Below are 15,105 nucleotides of genomic sequence, written 5' to 3'. Positions count from 1 at the left end.
GCGGAGCCGCGGCCGTGGCCGGGCATGCGGCCGAGCGCAGCGGTGCCGGGACGGCCTCGGTCCGGTCCGGCGGCAGGTCGTGGCGGACGTACTCGGCCGCATGCCCGGCGCGGAGGAGAGCTGCCGTCGCCGCACGGACCGTCGCCGCACGGACCGTCGCCGGCGCCCCGGCCACCTGGGTTGCGGCCGCCGCCGGAGGGCCGCGCCCGGTCACCGCGTGGGCCAACCGGTCGTACCCGTCCTCCCCCGGCGCACCCGGTGTTCGGGCGCCTGCCGCACGCGGCCGTCCAGCTTCTGCAGCAGCGCCTTCATCGCGGCCCAGCCGGTGTCCCGGGCCACCATCCGCAGTTCGCCCGCGGGCTCCTCGCCGGGCGCCGGGCTTCCCTCCGGGCCAGGAGTGCGTGGCGGTCCCCGTCGTGCGTCCCCGGGTGTCAGGGACATCAGGCCCTGGACGGGGGCAGGTCGGGGTGTTCCGCCCCGGTTGGCGGAATGTCGGGTTCAGCCGGTCGGCGAAGCGGGCGTGCCTCCACGTTCTTCGTAACGCACGCACTCGTGCCGTTCTCCCTGGTCTTCCGTGGTGTCGCGGACGAGGGAGTGGTGTCCCAGGTCAACGGAGGGTCACCTGCCGGTCTCGGTGGGCCCTTGCCGTTTCCTCTTCGAGACTCACCCGCAACGCTCCGTACCGCACGTTCCGGCCCGCTCCGGCGTCACAGTCGCAGAAACCGACGTCAACGAACCGGAGGGGAACGGGCGATGAAGTGGCACGGGACACGACGGCTGGGCGGGGCGCTGCTCGCGTTCACGGCGGCGAGCGGCCTGCTGCTCACCGGGTGCGGCGGGACGGGCGACGGCAGCGGCAAGGTGAAGGGCAGTTCGTACGACCGCGGGGGGAACGGCTCGGTCCCGCTGCCCGCCCCCGACCTCGGCCGGGACGAACCGGGCGGCGGTGAACGGCGCGAGGGCGAGCAGGACTCCCGCGAGGCCGCCCCCGACCCCGACCACCTGTCCACCTTCGCCCTCGACGTCGACACCGCCTCCTACGGCTACGCCCGCCGCGTGCTCGCCGAGGGGCGGCTGCCCGACCCGACGACCGTCCGCCCCGAGGAGTTCGTCAACAGCTTCCGGCAGGACTACGCGCGTCCCGGCGGTGACGGCTTCACCGTCACCGTGGACGGCGCCCGCACCGACGAGGACGACTGGAGTCTGGTCCGTGTGGGCCTGGCCACCCGGCCCGCGGAACCGAACGGTGAACGTCCGCCCGCCGCCCTCACGTTCGTCGTCGACATCTCGGGCTCGATGGCCGAGCCGGGGCGCCTCGACCTCGCCCGGGAGTCCCTCGCCGTGATGACGGACCGGTTGCGCGACGACGACTCGGTCGCCCTCGTCACCTTCAGCGACGAGGCGGCGACCGTCCTGCCGATGACCCGCCTCGGCGGCAACCGCGACGAGATCCACGACGCCGTCGACAGCCTGGAGCCGGCCCGGTCCACCAACCTCGGCGCCGGGGTCGAGACCGGGTACGAGACCGCCGTCGAGGGACTGCGCGAGGGTGCCACCAACCGGGTCGTCCTCGTCTCCGACGCCCTCGCCAACACCGGCGAGACCGACGCCGACGCGATCCTCGAACGCATCTCCCGCTCCCGCCGCGACCACGGCGTCACCCTCTTCGGCGTCGGCGTCGGCAGCGACTACGGGGACGCCCTCATGGAGCGCCTCGCCGACAGGGGCGACGGCCACACGGTGTACGTGTCCGGAGAGGAGGAGGCCCGCGAGGTCTTCAGCGAGCAACTGCCCCGCGCCGTCGAACTGACCGCCCGTGACGCCAAGGCCCAGGTCGCCTTCGATCCGGCCACGGTCGCCGAGTTCCACCTCGTCGGCTACGACAACCGCCGCGTCGCCGACGACGACTTCCGCGACGACCGCGTCGACGGCGGCGAGGTCGGCCCCGGCCACACCGTCACCGCCCTGTACGCGGTGCGCACCCGCGCCGACGGCCACCTGGCCACGGCCACCGTCCGCTGGCTCGACCCCGGCACCCGTGCGCCCCACGAGGAGACCGGCGACCTGGCGACCGGCGACCTCGGCGACTCCGTGTGGACGGCGGACCGCGGCCTGACCCTCACCGCGACCGCCGCCTACTTCGCCGACGTCCTGCGCTCCCCCGGTCACCGCCGCAGCGCCCTGCCCGGCGCCCCGGGGCTCGGCGAGCTCTCCGAGCGTGCCGCCGAACTGGCGGCCAGGACCGAGGACGAGGACGTCCGCGACCTGGCCGAGGCGATCCGCACGGCGGACCGCCTGACCTGAACCGGCCCGTTGACTGATCCTTACGCACGGGTAAGTTGACTCCTGAGTAAGTAAATGGGCAGGACAGCATCAGCCGCGACCGGGAGCCGTCATGGGCGTACGCAAGGATCTGAAACGAGCGAAACGACACACCGACCTGGCGCGTCGCACCCGGGTCGAGATCGTCAGGGACGAGCACGGCGTCGTCCGTGAGGCCCGGGCGGCGGCCCTCGCCCCACGGCCCGCCACCGGCAGCACGGCCGACATCCCCTTCACCAACGCCGCCGAGGCGCCGGACGCGGTCGTTCTGCGCCGGGAGCGGCAGGACGGTTGGCAGCCGGTCACGGCGGCGGCCTTCGCCCGGGAGGTCACCGCCGTGGCCAAGGGGCTGATCGCCGCCGGTCTCGCGCCGGGCGAGCGGGTGGCCGTGATGTCCCGCACCCGCTACGAGTGGACCGTCCTGGACTTCGCGATCTGGTCCGCCGGCGGCCAGAGCGTCCCCGTGTACGCCACCTCCTCCGCGGACCAGGTGGAGTGGATCGTCCGCGACTCCGGTGCCCGGTACGTCGTCACCGAGACCCCGGACAACACCGCCACCGTCACCACCGCCACCGCCGCTCACCCCGCTCCCCCGCGCGTCTGGGAACTGGACGCGGGCGCCCTCGCCGACCTCACCGCGCTCGGCCGGGACGTCCCCGACGAGGAGGTCACCCGGCGTCGCGGCGCCCTGACCCCCGACACGACCGCCACGCTCTGCTACACCTCCGGCACCACCGGGCGCCCCAAGGGCTGCGTCCTCACCCACGCCAACCTGCACGCCGAGGCGGCCAACACCGTCGAACTGCTGCACCCCGTCTTCAAGGAGGTCACCGGCCAGGCCGCAGCCACCCTGCTCTTCCTCCCGCTCGCCCACATCCTCGGCCGCACCCTGCAGATCTCCTGCCTGATGGCGCGCATCGAGATCGGCCACTGCCCGAGCATCAAGCCCGACGAACTCCGCCCCGCGCTGAAGTCGTTCCGCCCGACCTTCCTCGTCGGCGTCCCGTACCTCTTCGAGAAGATCCATGACACCGGCCGCGCCACCGCCGAGAGGATCGGCCGCGGCTCCTCCTTCGAGCGCGCCCACCGCATCGCCGTCCGCTTCGGCGAGGCCCACCTGAACCGGTTCCTGGGACGCGGCAAGGGCCCCGGCCCCGGCCTGTACGCCGCCTGGGCCCTCTACGACCTGCTGGTCTACCGCCGCGTGCGCAAGGAACTCGGCGGGCGCCTGCGCTATGCCATCAGCGGCGGCTCCCCCCTGGAACGCGACCTCAACCTCTTCTTCTACGCGGCCGGGATCATGGTCTACGAGGGCTACGGCCTGACCGAGACCTCCGCCGCCGCCACCATCGTCCCGCCGCTGGGCCCGCGCCCCGGCACGGTCGGCCTTCCCGTCCCGGGCACCGCGGTCCGCATCGCCGCCGACGGTGAGGTCCGGATCAAGGGCGGCATCGTCTTCGGGTCCTACTGGAACAATCCGGCCGCCACGGACGAGGTGCTCAGCGACGGCTGGTTCTCCACCGGCGACCTCGGTTCCCTCGACCAGGACGGCTACCTCACCATCACCGGCCGCAAGAAGGACATCCTCGTCACGACCGGCGGCAAGAACGTCTCCCCGGCCGTCCTGGAGGACCGCCTGCGCAGCCGCCCGCCCATCGGCCAGTGCCTCGTCGTCGGTGACAACCGCCCTTTCGTCGCCGCGCTGATCACCCTGGACCCCGAGGCGGTCGCCCACTGGCTGTCGGTCCGCAGGATGCCCGCCGACACCCCGATGTCCGACGTCGTCCGCGACCCGCGGATGCGCGCCGACGTCCAACGGGCCGTCGACTACGCCAACCAGGCCGTCTCCCGTGCCGAGTCCATCCGCGCCTTCACCCTCGTCGAAGGCGAGTTCACCGAGGACAACGGACTGCTGACCCCCTCGCTCAAGGTCAAGCGGCAAGCGGCGCAGGAGGCGTACGCCAAGGAGATCGAAGCGCTCTACTCCTGACCCCCGCCGCGGCGCACCGGGGGCGGGGCCCGCCGACGGGCTCGGTGGCCCCGCCCCCCGCTCGGCGCGGCCCCGTCATCGGGTCGTCCTCAGCGGTCCAGTTCCTCCTCGACCGGCGGCTTCGGCACGTCGCGCAGGTGCTGCGACTGCCCCTGTTTGCCTCCCGCGCGCGCCTGCTCGGCCCGTTGCGCGGGAGACGTCCCCAGATCGGAGACGGGGTCCGCCCGCACCGACCGGGCCACCTCCTCACGGTTGGCGTAGTTCTCGGGCGGAATGCCGCGGAGCGCCGCGACGGCCTCCTCCGAGGCGCCGGACCTGCGGGCCGCCCGGATCAGTTCGTCCCTGCCCGCGGGGAAGTGGGCGTCCTTGACGGCGTCCACCACTTCGCGTGCGCTCGTGGTGTGGGACATGAGTACTTCTCCCGGTCATGGCTCGACGATGTGCGGTCGGGCCATCCGAGTAACCTCCCCGGCCCGGGCCGTCACCTGCCGGACATCGGGCCACGACCCCTCTCGTCCGCCCGGGCCTTCGCGGGCGGCGAAGAGAGCGGGCCGCCGTCCGCGAAGGCGAGGGCGGCGAAGCGCTCGCCGATGCGCCGGTGGGTGGCCGCGTCGGGGTGGATGTTGTCGGGCAGGGGCAGTTCGGCGGAGTCCGCCTCGCCGTAGAGGGCCCGGCCGTCGAGGTAGTGCAGGTTCGGGTCGTCGGCGGCCCGCTGCGTCACGACACGGCTCAGTTCGTCCCGGATGGTGGTGAGCGTCAGCTTGCCGCCGGCCCGCTCGGCCGGATCGCCCGCCGCCCGGAACCGGAGCCTGCCCGCGGCGAGGGCGGCGGGGTCGGGGGCGCTCGGGCCGGGGGTGTCCTCGTGGATGGGGCACAGGATGGGCGAGACGACCAGGAGCGGGGTGGTGGGACGGCCCTCCCGGACGGTGTCGAGGAAGCCGTGGACGGCCGGGGTGAAGGCGCGCAGCCGCATCAGATCGGTGTTGACGAGGTTGATGCCGATCTTGATGCTGATCAGGTCGGCGGGGGTGTCCCGCACGGCTCGGGCCGTGAACGGGTCGAGCAGGGCGCTGCCGCCCAGTCCCAGGTTGATCAGTTCCACGCCGCCCAGTGCCGCGGCGAGCGCGGGCCAGGTGGTGGTGGGGCTCTCGGCGTCGGACCCGTGGCTGATGGAACTGCCGTGGTGCAGCCACACGGCGCGCTCCGGCTCGGGTGCGGGGTCGACGGGTGCGTCGGTGCGCAGCGCGACGAGTTCGGTGGTCTCGTTGTGCGGCAGCCAGATCTCGACGGTCTTGTCGCGCTCGGGCAGGCGGGTGAAGCGGAGGGTGCCCACGGGGCCGGGCCGGTGGTCGGACGTTCCGCTGCTCATGTCGATGAACAGTGTCCTGCCGCCGGTCACGGTGCCCCGGCCTGCCGGACGGCCGTCGACGAGCAGGTCGTACACGCCGTCCGGACGTGGCGGTGCTCCCGCGTGGACCCGCTTGGTGGGCAGCGTGTCCAGTTCGACGGCGGTCGCCCGGGTGCGGAAGACGAGCCGCACGCCGGAGGGCTGGGACTCGGCCATCGCGAGCTGCCCGTCGGCGCACTGGGCGCGGGCCCGGGCGGGCAGCCGGTGCGGCAGGACCCCGTGCGCGGTGCGCTCCAGGTCCAGGGCGCCGCGCAGGATGCCGGGGGTGATGGGGGTGGTGATCCAGGTGTGCTCGTGGTCGTGCATGGGCCGGCCTGTCTGCGGTGCGGAGCGGGGTGCTCGGTCGGAGCCCCGGATGTGTCCGGGGCGGGGGTGCCGTCAGGGGGCCGGCCAGTTGCGCAGCAGGGCGTCGAGGGCGTCGAGAATGCGCGACCAGGTCTCCTGCGTGTCGGGGGCGCTGTGGCTGAACCCGCCCCCCATCTCGAGGCTGACGTAGCCGTGGAAGACGCTGCCCAGCAGCCGTACCGCGTGCGTCTGGTCCGGCTCGGCCAGGTCGTAGCCGCGCAGGACCGCCCGTGTCATCTGCGCGTGCCGCACGCCCGCACTGGCCGCGGCGGCCTCCGGAGCGAGCCGGAACTGGGCTGCGGCGTAGCGGCCGGGATGGTCCCTGGCGTAGTCGCGGTACACGTCGGCGAGGGCGGCCAGGGCGTCCTTGCCGGCCCGCCCGGCCAGCGCGTCGGCGGCCCGGTCCGCGAGTTCCTCCAGGGCGAGCAGCGCGATCCTGGTCTTGAGGTCCTGCGAGTTCTTCACGTGGGAGTAGAGGCTGGCCACCTTGACGTCGAAACGCCTGGCGAGCTCCGAGACGGTCACCCGTTCGAAGCCCACCTCGTCGGCGAGATCGGCCCCCGCCCGGGTCAGGCGTTCCGCGGTCAGTCCTGCGCGTGCCACGACCTTCCTCCCTGTCGACGGAATCGATTATGCACTTGCCTAAAGCTCTTAGGCAAATGGTCATCCCGTCATGGAACCGTTGACCGGGCGGGGTGCCGGGGCGATCAGCTGAAGGGATCGAGCGTGAGGTAGGCCTGGCGCGGGTTGCCGTCGTGGACGAGCGACTCGTGGTTGCCCACGTCGTCGAAGGCGAAGGCGTAGGCCTTCCCGTCGGCCATCTGCGCGTGGATCGTCCGGGCGTAGTGGTTGGTGACGGCGTCCCGGTAGAAATCGGCCGTGCCGGAGTCGGGCTGCTCGGAGTTGACCAGGAGCGTGGAGCGGTTGAATCCGGCGCACAGTGTGCGTGAGATCGGGCCGCGCACCTGGTCGTTCGGCGCGTCGAGCCTCTTGTGACAGCCGAAGACGGAGGAGGCGTCCGGCTTCTGGAAGCTGGTGACGACGGCGCCCGTGCCGTCGGTGAAGTGCATGACGTCGCCGGAGACCCGGCCGTGGTACGCGGTGCCGGGCCGGTCGGAGAAGGGCCTGACCGTCAGGGTCGAGGTGGTGTACTTCCGCCAGACGCGGTTGATGTAGTCGTCCATGACCGACGCGGGCAGGGCACCCGTCTCCAGTCCGTAGAGAGGGGACAGGGCCCGCAGTACGGTGCCGTCGCTCCGGGTCTGGATCAGGTTGGCCCAGCCTCCGGGCTGCCCTCTCAGCGCGGTGAAGAACCCGTGGTAGCCGCCGGGCCTGAGCCGGCCGGTGCTCGCCGTGGTGCCGTCGGCGCGCTGCACTCCGACCGCGTAGGGCGCGGAGAACATGTCGACCTGCGTGCTGTTGAGCCACAGACCGGAGTCGTTCAGCGTGTACTCCGACCAGTTGAACAGGATGTCCCGGTTGGGGTCCGCCGGGTTCTGCACGGCGGGCTGCACCAGGCCCCCGGTGGTCAGCCTGAACACCAGTTTCCGGCCGTAGGAGAAGTAGATGCGGCCGGAGAACTTCGGGATGCGGATGGTCGCGGACTGCCCCGGCGCCGGGCCGGGTATCGCCGCGTCGGGCGCGGGGGTCGGGGGGTTGCCGCCCGCCGGCCAGGGGTGGAACGTGCCGTTCGCGTCGGCCCAGCCCTGCCGGCCGGTCGACAGCTGGGTGCCGAGGTTGTACACGTACACCTGCTCGCCGCGGCCCGAGTTGTTGGTGATCTTCAGGGGGATCGTCTCCGGGACCGCGGCATGGGCGGGCGAGGAGACCCCCGTGGCGAGCAGTGGACCTCCGAGCACCATGGCGATGCTCGATCCGACGGCCAGGAGCCGGTGTCTGAGGGTGCGGAACATGCTCTGTCTCCGATCGACGGTGACCGACAAGCACTTGCATGAGAGCGCTCTCAGCGTCGCCTCTTGGTATGGACCTGTCAATAAGTTGAGAGCCGGGGATTCCGTTGCCGCGGCAGCCGGGTGCGCGGGCAGCCGCTCAGGGGCCGTTCTGCACGACCCCGCGAGTCGAGAAGCCGACCGGACCGCCGGAGGCGAAGTTCCCCGGGGGGATGCCCGGGTGGTGCCCCTCGGAGGCCGCCGGGCGCGCGGCGCGCGGGCCGAGCGCGAGCCGCGAGACGATGCGGTAGCGGTCGCCCCGGTAGAGGGAGTGGACGTACTCGACCGGACGGTCGCCGGTGTCGGTGGTGAGACGTTCGAAGAGCAGGGCGGGCGACAGTTCGGGAACGTCCAGGAGGTCGGCCTCCGCGCGCGTCACCACGGTGGGCTCGATGGACTGCACCGCCTCACTGACCTGCACACCGTGACGGTCGCGGAAGTGCTCGTACAGATCGCCCCGCTCCAGTTCCTCACTGGTCAGGTCCGGCACGAGGGCGGCCGGGACGTGAAGGTGCTCGATGGCCATGGGTGAACCGTCCACCAGCCGGAGGCGGGCCACGTAACGGATCTCCGCCGCGGGCGACATGCGCAGTCTGCGGCCCACCCGGGCGCCGGCGGGAAGGGTACGGAACTCCAGGAGCCTACTGGTCCACACGCCGCCGGCCGGGGGCACACCGAAGGCGTTCCGGTCCGAGATCAGCTCCTGGGTGATCTTCTCGGCGGCCACGAACATGCCACGGCCGTGCTCGCGCACCAGCAGCCCCGCGGCGACGAGTTCGTCCACCGCGGCGCGCAGCGTGGGCCGGGACACCCCGAGTTCGGCGCACAGAGTGCGTTCCGAGGGGATGGCGTCCCCGGGACGGCGCACCTCGATCAGCTCGAGAATCGCGTCACGGACCCGTTCGCGCTTGAGCACGGCGCCCGAGGCGGCGGGATCGATCTCCATGGAGGGCTCTCGTTCGTCGTCGGGTCGGCGGGCCGTGCGGCCGTCGGGCCACTGGTACGGCTTCGACCATAACTGGTCTGCTGCTCACGGGAGTTCGATCTGAAGCGTCAAGTTCCCGATCTGCGGGGAGGGTTGACGTGCACATTGGTCTATGCCACCTTCATTCGACATCGACTGGTAAGGCCCCGAGGCCCAACTGGTCAGTTCCGAGGGCCGCGTGCGGTCCGCCGCCGAGCGTCCGTCCGTGATCCTGCGTATCCCGCGAAGGCCCGGTCCGCCACCACGAGCTCCACGGCGCGCGGCAGCCCTCACGCACGCCGCACCGACGATCCACCGTGCGCCACCCCCCACAGCGAAAGGAACACGGATGAGCACGCGTTCCACCAGCCACCGCACCCGCGCGGCATGCGCGCTGGCCGCCCTGCTCGGCAGCGCGGCCCTGGCCGGCCTCCCCGCCACCACCGCCGCCGCCGCGGACGGCGCCCTCACCGTGCAGTACCGCACCGGCTCCGGCGGGGCCACCGCCGACCAGAGCGAGCCCTGGTTCAAGGTCCGCAACACCGGTTCCTCCCCTGTCCAGTTGAGCCAGGTGAAGATCCGCTACTACTTCAAGGCCGACGCCCCGAACACCACGTACCGCTTCGCCTGTTCCTGGGCGGTCAAGGGCTGCTCCGTCATCACCGGCACGTTCGGGACGCTCGCCCACCCCACGGCGACGGCCGACCGCTACCTGGAGATCGGGTTCACTCCGTCCGCCGGGTCACTGGCTCCCGGCGCCGACACCGGGGACATGCAGCTGCGCTTCCACCGGTCGGACTGGCAGACGCTGCGGCAGAGCGACGACTACTCCTTCGACGGCACCCGGACCTCGTACGCCGACTGGAACAAGGTCACCGCTCAGCTCGCCGGCGCCACGGTGTGGGGCACGGCCCCCGAGGGCAACGACCCCACCGATCCGACCGACCCCCCGGACCCCACCGACCCGCCGGGCGGCGGCCAGACCCTGTTCGACGACTTCGGCTACACCTCGCACACCGATCCCGCTCTCTCGGCGCACGGCTGGAACGTGCGCTCCAACTCCGGCGGCCCGGGGGTGCCCGGCGCGACCTGGGACCCGTCCGCGGTCACCTTCGTCCGCTCGGGCGGCAACTCGGTGATGAACCTGCGGACCTCCACCGCCGGCACCGGCGCCTCCACCACCCACACCGAAGTCCTCACCAAGGACATGAAGTTCAAGAACGGCACCTACGCCGCCCGCGTGCGGTTCTCCGACGCCCCCGTGTACGGACCCGACGGCGACCGCATCGTCCAGACCTTCTTCACCATCAACGACCTCAAGGCCCCGATGGCCGACGACTACGCCGAGTACGACTTCGAGTACCTGCCCAACGGAGGCTGGGGCGAGCCGTCCAACATCCTGTACACGACCTCCTGGGAGACCTACAACCCCGACCCCTGGCAGGCCGTCAACCAGCACAGTGAGAGCCGGCAGAGCTTCGCCGGCTGGCACGACCTCGTCGTGACCATCGACAACAACGCCATCACGTACTACGTCGACGGCCGGCACTTCGGCACCCACGACGCCGCGTACCTGCCCGAACGCCCGATGTCGATCAACTTCAACCAGTGGCTGATCGACCTCGACGGCCAGACGTCGACCACGCCGCGCGCCTACGACCAGCAGGTGGACTACGTCCTGCACGTCAAGGACCAGGTCCTCACCCCGGCACAGGTGACCGCGAAGATCGACGCGTACCGCGGCTCCGGCACGTCCTTCGTGGACGAGGTGCCGGCCTCGTGACCCGGAGCGTGTCCGCCTGATCCCCTGCGCGCCGGCCGGGACTCCTCCGGAGGGGCCCCGGCCGTGTCGGGACGGCCGGCCGCTGGTCCCGGCCTCCCCGGCCGGTGTGGCGCGCTTCTCCACGCCGGCCGGGGCCCCGGAGACGACCGGCGGAGCCACGGTCCGCCCTTGCCCTCGGCGGGTGCCTGGCGCAGGCTGGTCACATGGGTGCGGGTCCGACCCTCATCACCTCCGTGCAGCGCGCCTTCCGCCTGCTGGAAGCGGTGAGCGCGCACGAGAACGGCGCGCCGGCGAAGCAGCTGGCACGCGAGACGGGTCTGCCCCTGGCCACGGCCTACCACCTGTTGCGCACGCTGGTGCACGACGGGTACCTGCGCAAACTGGACGACGGCGGGTTCGTCCTGGGCGACAGGTTGCAGACGTTGCACACGACGGGTCGCGGACAGGCGCTGCTCAGCCGGGTCCGGCCGGCACTCGCCGCACTGCGGGACGAGCTCTCGACCGCCGCCTATCTCACCTTCTACGAGGACGGCGAGATCCGGGTCGCCGAGATCGTCGACGGCCCCCGCACGCCCCGGACCGATCTCTGGGTGGGCTTCGAGGACGCCGGGCACGCCACCGCGCTGGGCAAGTCCGTGCTGCGGGAGCTGGACGACGAGGCGCGCAGGGACTACCTCTCCCGGCACCCCCTCAACGACCTCACTCCCCGGACGATCACCACGGCCACGGAGCTGATCCGCCACCTGGAGTCCACTCCGCTGGCCCCGGCGGTCACGGACCTGGAGGAGTACTCCCTCGGGACCGTCTGCGTCGCGGTGCCCGTCTACAGCGGGCGGACCCTGGGCTCGCTCGGCGTGTCCATGCAGGTGGACCGGCTGTCCCGGCTCGACGAGATCCGCGAGCGGCTGCTCCCGGTCGCGGGACGTGTGACCCGGGGCCTTTCGCTCACTATCTGAAAAGCGCGCCCTTGTGACGTTCGAGATGATCCTCTTTCCTAATAAAGCAGACATTTCGGGAGCGCATGTCGCGCGAAGGTGAGGACAGCGGACGACACATGAGTCACGCCCGACAGCAAGGACGCGACCATTGGCGGATACGGCGGTACAGGCGGGGGGCGGAACACGCGGCATCACCCCCGATACGGACCCTCGCGCACCTGGCCGCGGGTACGCCCGCACTGGCCCTGCTGATCGTCTGCGTCATCGTGCTCGGCGACCTCCTCTGCGGGACGGGGAGGATCTGGCTGCCGCTGCTCGCCACCGCGCCCGCGCTGGCGGCGGCCACCAGCAAACCCTGCGGGGTCCTCGGTGTCGGTCTCCTCACCGCGCTCCTGGGCGCGGCGATCGGCGTCCGTCATGCCGTGCCGGCATCGGCGTTGATCGTCGTGCTCGCCGCACTGGTGGCCGTCACCCTGGCCGGCACGCTCGCCAGTGCCCTGCGCGCACGGCGCGAGCGGGTGCTCGAGGCCGTCCGCTCCGTCGCGGAGACCGCGCAGCACGCCCTGCTCAAGCCGGTCCCCGGGACCGTCGGCCCGTTCCAGGTGGCCGTCCACTACAGCGCCGCCGCGGCGGAGGCCAGGATCGGCGGTGACCTCTACGCCCTGATCCCCACCCCGCACGGGATCCGGCTGATCGTCGGCGACGTGCGCGGCAAGGGTCTGCCGGCCGTGGGGACCGCCGCTCTCGTGCTCGGTGTCTTCCGGGAGGCCGCCCACGACGAACCCGACCTGCTGGACGTCGTCGGCAGGATCGAACGGAGCCTGGCGCGCAATCTCGGGGCCGACGACTTCGTCACCGCCGTGGTCGCCGGGTACCCGGAAACCGGGCGCCTGGAGGTGGTCAACTGCGGACACGCGCCTCCCCTGCTGATCCGTGGCTCCGACGTGGCGGCCGTGGATCCCGTCCGCCCGTCGCCGCCCCTGGGGCTGCGGGCCCTGTCGGGCGAGACCCCGAGCCTTCAGGTGCTGTCGTTCGACGAGGGGGACCAGCTGCTGCTCTACACCGACGGTGTCACGGAGGCCCGTGACGAGGGCCGTGAGTTCTACCCGCTCGCCGAAGGTCTGGCCCGGCATCTGTGCGACGAGCCGGCCCGCACCCTCGCGGCGCTGCACGAGGAGCTGCTGACGCATGTGGGCGGCCGGCTCCACGACGACGCGGCGCTGCTCCTGCTCCGCAAGCCCGCGGCCGTTCCCCAGGCGGCCCGCGCGGAATCGGCGCGGGCCGCCGCAGGGTGAGCCGGACGGCGCGCTGGGGCGGGCGAGGTGGCACCGCCCCGGTGTGACCGGGGCGGGCCGGTGATCACTCCGTGTCCGGGTGGCTGCCCGGGCCGTGGTCGGGACCGGCGAGGGGGGTCGGCGAGAGGTCCACGGGTTCCTCACCGGCCTCCAGCAGGGTGTCCGCCGCGCCCACGATCAACGGATCCGGCTTGCCCAGCGCCTCGTGGTCCTTCGCCGGGTAGTCGCAGCGGCCGAGGAGACTGCGCATGGCCTCGAGCCGGCCCCGGCGCTTGTCGTTGTTCTTCACGACCGTCCACGGCGCGTGGGGGGTGTCGGTCGCCCGGAACATCTCGACCTTGGCGGTGGTGTAGTCGTCCCAGCGGTCGAGCGAGGTCAGGTCCATGGGGGACAGTTTCCAGCGCCGCACCGGATCGACCTGGCGGATCGCGAAACGGGTCCGCTGCTCGGCCCGGGACACGGAGAACCAGAACTTCACCAGCAGGATGCCGTCGTCGGTGAGCAGCCGCTCGAACATCGGCGCCTGTTCGAGGAACAGGCGGTACTCGTCCTCCGTGCAGAACCCCATGACACGCTCGACTCCCGCGCGGTTGTACCAGGAGCGGTCGAAGAAGACGATCTCGCCGCGGGCCGGCAGGTGGGCCACGTAGCGCTGGAAGTACCACTGTCCCGCCTCCCGCTCGGTCGGCTTCTCCAGGGCCACCACGCGGGCCCCGCGGGGGTTCAGGCGTTCCATGAACCTCTGGATGGTGCCGCCCTTGCCGGCCGCGTCCCGTCCCTCGCAGACCACCACGATCCGCTGGCCGGTGTCCTTCACCCACCGTTGCATCTTGAGGAGCTCGATCTGCAGGATCCGCTTCGTCCTCTCGTACTCGGATCTGCGGATCTTGCGGTCGTAGGGGTGGTTCTCCCGCCATGTCTCGATCGCGGTGCCGTCGGCGTCGAGGAGGACCGGGCGCTCCGGGCGCCGGTCGTCCACCTCCAGCCCTTGGAGCAGATCGTCCTCGGTCGCGCTGCCGTGGGTCCGCTCGGCCTCCGCCCGGTCCTTCGGCGCTCCCGCGTGTTCGGCCGTCACGTCGTCTCCCGCTTCTCCGCCCGTCCCGGTGACCCGGGCGACCGGGTTTCGCCGGTCATCGTGTGCATGCCCCGAGTGCGCTACAAGAAGCGTATGCCTCTTGAGCGGTTTGAGGCGTTCCGTCCGGGAACCGGAGAGATGGGCGCCCCGAGGGGATGGCGTGCGGGGCGGACTGGACACAGGCGAAGGGGACGCGACGACGTGCAGATCGATCTGAAGGGCCGCACCGCGCTGGTCACCGGTTCCACCCAGGGCATCGGTGCGGCGATCGCCGCCGGTCTGGCGCGGGCGGGCGCCCGGGTCGCGGTCAACGGGCGCTCGGCCGAGCGCGTGCGGGACGGCGCCGGCCGGCTCGCTCGGGAGGTGCCCGGCGCCGACGTGGTGCCGATCGCCGCGGACGTGACCACACAGGCGGGTGCCGAGCAGGTGGCCGAGGCCCTGCCGCGGGTGGACGTCCTCGTCAACAACCTCGGCGTCTTCGGTGCCGCCGACCCCCTGGAGATCACCGACGAGGAGTGGCGGCGCTACTTCGAGGTGAACGTGCTGGCCGCCGTCCGGCTGACCCGTCTCTTCCTGCCGGGCATGACCGAACGCGCCTGGGGACGCGTCCAGTACATCGCCAGCGACTCCGCGATCGTCACTCCCGCCGAGATGATCCATTACGGGATGTCCAAGACGGCGCTGCTCGCCGTGAGCCGCGGGTTCGCCAAGCAGGCCGCGGGCACCGGTGTCACGGTGAACTCGGTCATCGCGGGCCCCACCCACACCGGAGGCGTGGAGGACTTCGTCTACGAGCTGGTGGACCGCGACCTCCCCTGGGACGAGGCGCAACGCGCCTTCATGCGCGCGCACCGCCCCCAGTCGCTGCTGCAGCGGCTGATCGAACCCGAGGAGATCGCCCACATGGTCGTCTACCTCAGCTCCGAACAGGCCTCCGCGACGACCGGTGGGGCCCTGCGCGTGGACGGCGGTTACGTCGACGCGATCCTGCCCTGACCCCGCGGCCACCCGTCGCGGCCCGGTCGGCGCGGCGCCG

The 15,105-nt window shown here is 72.1% G+C and carries 12 protein-coding genes; 6 read left to right on the top strand and 6 right to left on the bottom strand.

Annotated elements, in window-relative coordinates; translation table 11 throughout:
* The first annotated feature begins 753 nt into the window (after positions 1 to 753).
* Positions 754 to 2,304: a von Willebrand factor type A domain-containing protein gene (locus RIM90_RS09415; protein ID WP_309060141.1), complete on the top strand. Its 1,551-nt coding sequence runs from the start codon at positions 754 to 756 to the stop codon at positions 2,302 to 2,304.
* 91 nt (positions 2,305 to 2,395) lie between these two features.
* A complete protein-coding gene (locus RIM90_RS09410; RefSeq protein ID WP_309060140.1) occupies positions 2,396 to 4,312 on the top strand; it encodes an AMP-dependent synthetase/ligase in 1,917 nt (638 codons plus the stop codon).
* A gap of 89 nt (positions 4,313 to 4,401) precedes the next feature.
* On the opposite strand, the gene RIM90_RS09405 is transcribed toward RIM90_RS09410, so the two are convergent.
* From RIM90_RS09405 to RIM90_RS09385, 5 genes are all read right to left on the bottom strand, one after another.
* A complete protein-coding gene (locus RIM90_RS09405) occupies positions 4,402 to 4,722 on the bottom strand; it encodes a DUF2795 domain-containing protein (protein ID WP_309060139.1) in 321 nt (106 codons plus the stop codon).
* A gap of 71 nt (positions 4,723 to 4,793) precedes the next feature.
* Positions 4,794 to 6,026, bottom strand: coding sequence for a GDSL-type esterase/lipase family protein (locus RIM90_RS09400; protein ID WP_309060138.1), 1,233 nt, complete (start codon positions 6,024 to 6,026; stop codon positions 4,794 to 4,796).
* A 72-nt stretch (positions 6,027 to 6,098) separates the two neighbouring features.
* Positions 6,099 to 6,668, bottom strand: coding sequence for a WHG domain-containing protein (locus RIM90_RS09395; RefSeq protein WP_309060137.1), 570 nt, complete (start codon positions 6,666 to 6,668; stop codon positions 6,099 to 6,101).
* A 104-nt stretch (positions 6,669 to 6,772) separates the two neighbouring features.
* A complete protein-coding gene (locus tag RIM90_RS09390; protein WP_309060136.1) occupies positions 6,773 to 7,978 on the bottom strand; it encodes a glycoside hydrolase family 64 protein in 1,206 nt (401 codons plus the stop codon).
* 136 nt (positions 7,979 to 8,114) lie between these two features.
* Complete coding sequence (locus RIM90_RS09385; RefSeq protein ID WP_309060135.1) at positions 8,115 to 8,960, bottom strand: GntR family transcriptional regulator; 846 nt, start codon at positions 8,958 to 8,960, stop codon at positions 8,115 to 8,117.
* Between the two features lie 367 nt (positions 8,961 to 9,327).
* Between RIM90_RS09385 and RIM90_RS09380 the strand changes: the two genes are divergently transcribed.
* The 3 genes from RIM90_RS09380 (at position 9,328) to RIM90_RS09370 (ending at position 12,994) form a co-directional block, all read left to right on the top strand.
* Positions 9,328 to 10,761, top strand: coding sequence for a cellulose binding domain-containing protein (locus tag RIM90_RS09380; RefSeq protein ID WP_309060134.1), 1,434 nt, complete (start codon positions 9,328 to 9,330; stop codon positions 10,759 to 10,761).
* A 203-nt stretch (positions 10,762 to 10,964) separates the two neighbouring features.
* Complete coding sequence (locus RIM90_RS09375) at positions 10,965 to 11,717, top strand: IclR family transcriptional regulator (protein ID WP_309060133.1); 753 nt, start codon at positions 10,965 to 10,967, stop codon at positions 11,715 to 11,717.
* A 98-nt stretch (positions 11,718 to 11,815) separates the two neighbouring features.
* Complete coding sequence (locus tag RIM90_RS09370; RefSeq protein ID WP_375165416.1) at positions 11,816 to 12,994, top strand: PP2C family protein-serine/threonine phosphatase; 1,179 nt, start codon at positions 11,816 to 11,818, stop codon at positions 12,992 to 12,994.
* A 64-nt stretch (positions 12,995 to 13,058) separates the two neighbouring features.
* On the opposite strand, the gene ppk2 is transcribed toward RIM90_RS09370, so the two are convergent.
* Positions 13,059 to 14,069, bottom strand: a complete 1,011-nt coding sequence (gene ppk2 / locus RIM90_RS09365; RefSeq protein ID WP_375165415.1) for a polyphosphate kinase 2 — start codon at positions 14,067 to 14,069, stop codon at positions 13,059 to 13,061.
* Between the two features lie 201 nt (positions 14,070 to 14,270).
* Between ppk2 and RIM90_RS09360 the strand changes: the two genes are divergently transcribed.
* Positions 14,271 to 15,065: an SDR family oxidoreductase gene (locus RIM90_RS09360; protein ID WP_309060132.1), complete on the top strand. Its 795-nt coding sequence runs from the start codon at positions 14,271 to 14,273 to the stop codon at positions 15,063 to 15,065.
* Positions 15,066 to 15,105 lie beyond the last annotated feature (40 nt).

It is taken from the genome of Streptomyces sp., from assembly GCF_031181555.1.
GTDB classification, from domain to species: Bacteria; Actinomycetota; Actinomycetes; order Streptomycetales; family Streptomycetaceae; genus Streptomyces; species Streptomyces fimbriatus.
The sequence above is the reverse complement of the archived record's forward strand: the minus strand, read 5'-3'. Positions and strand labels throughout refer to the sequence as shown.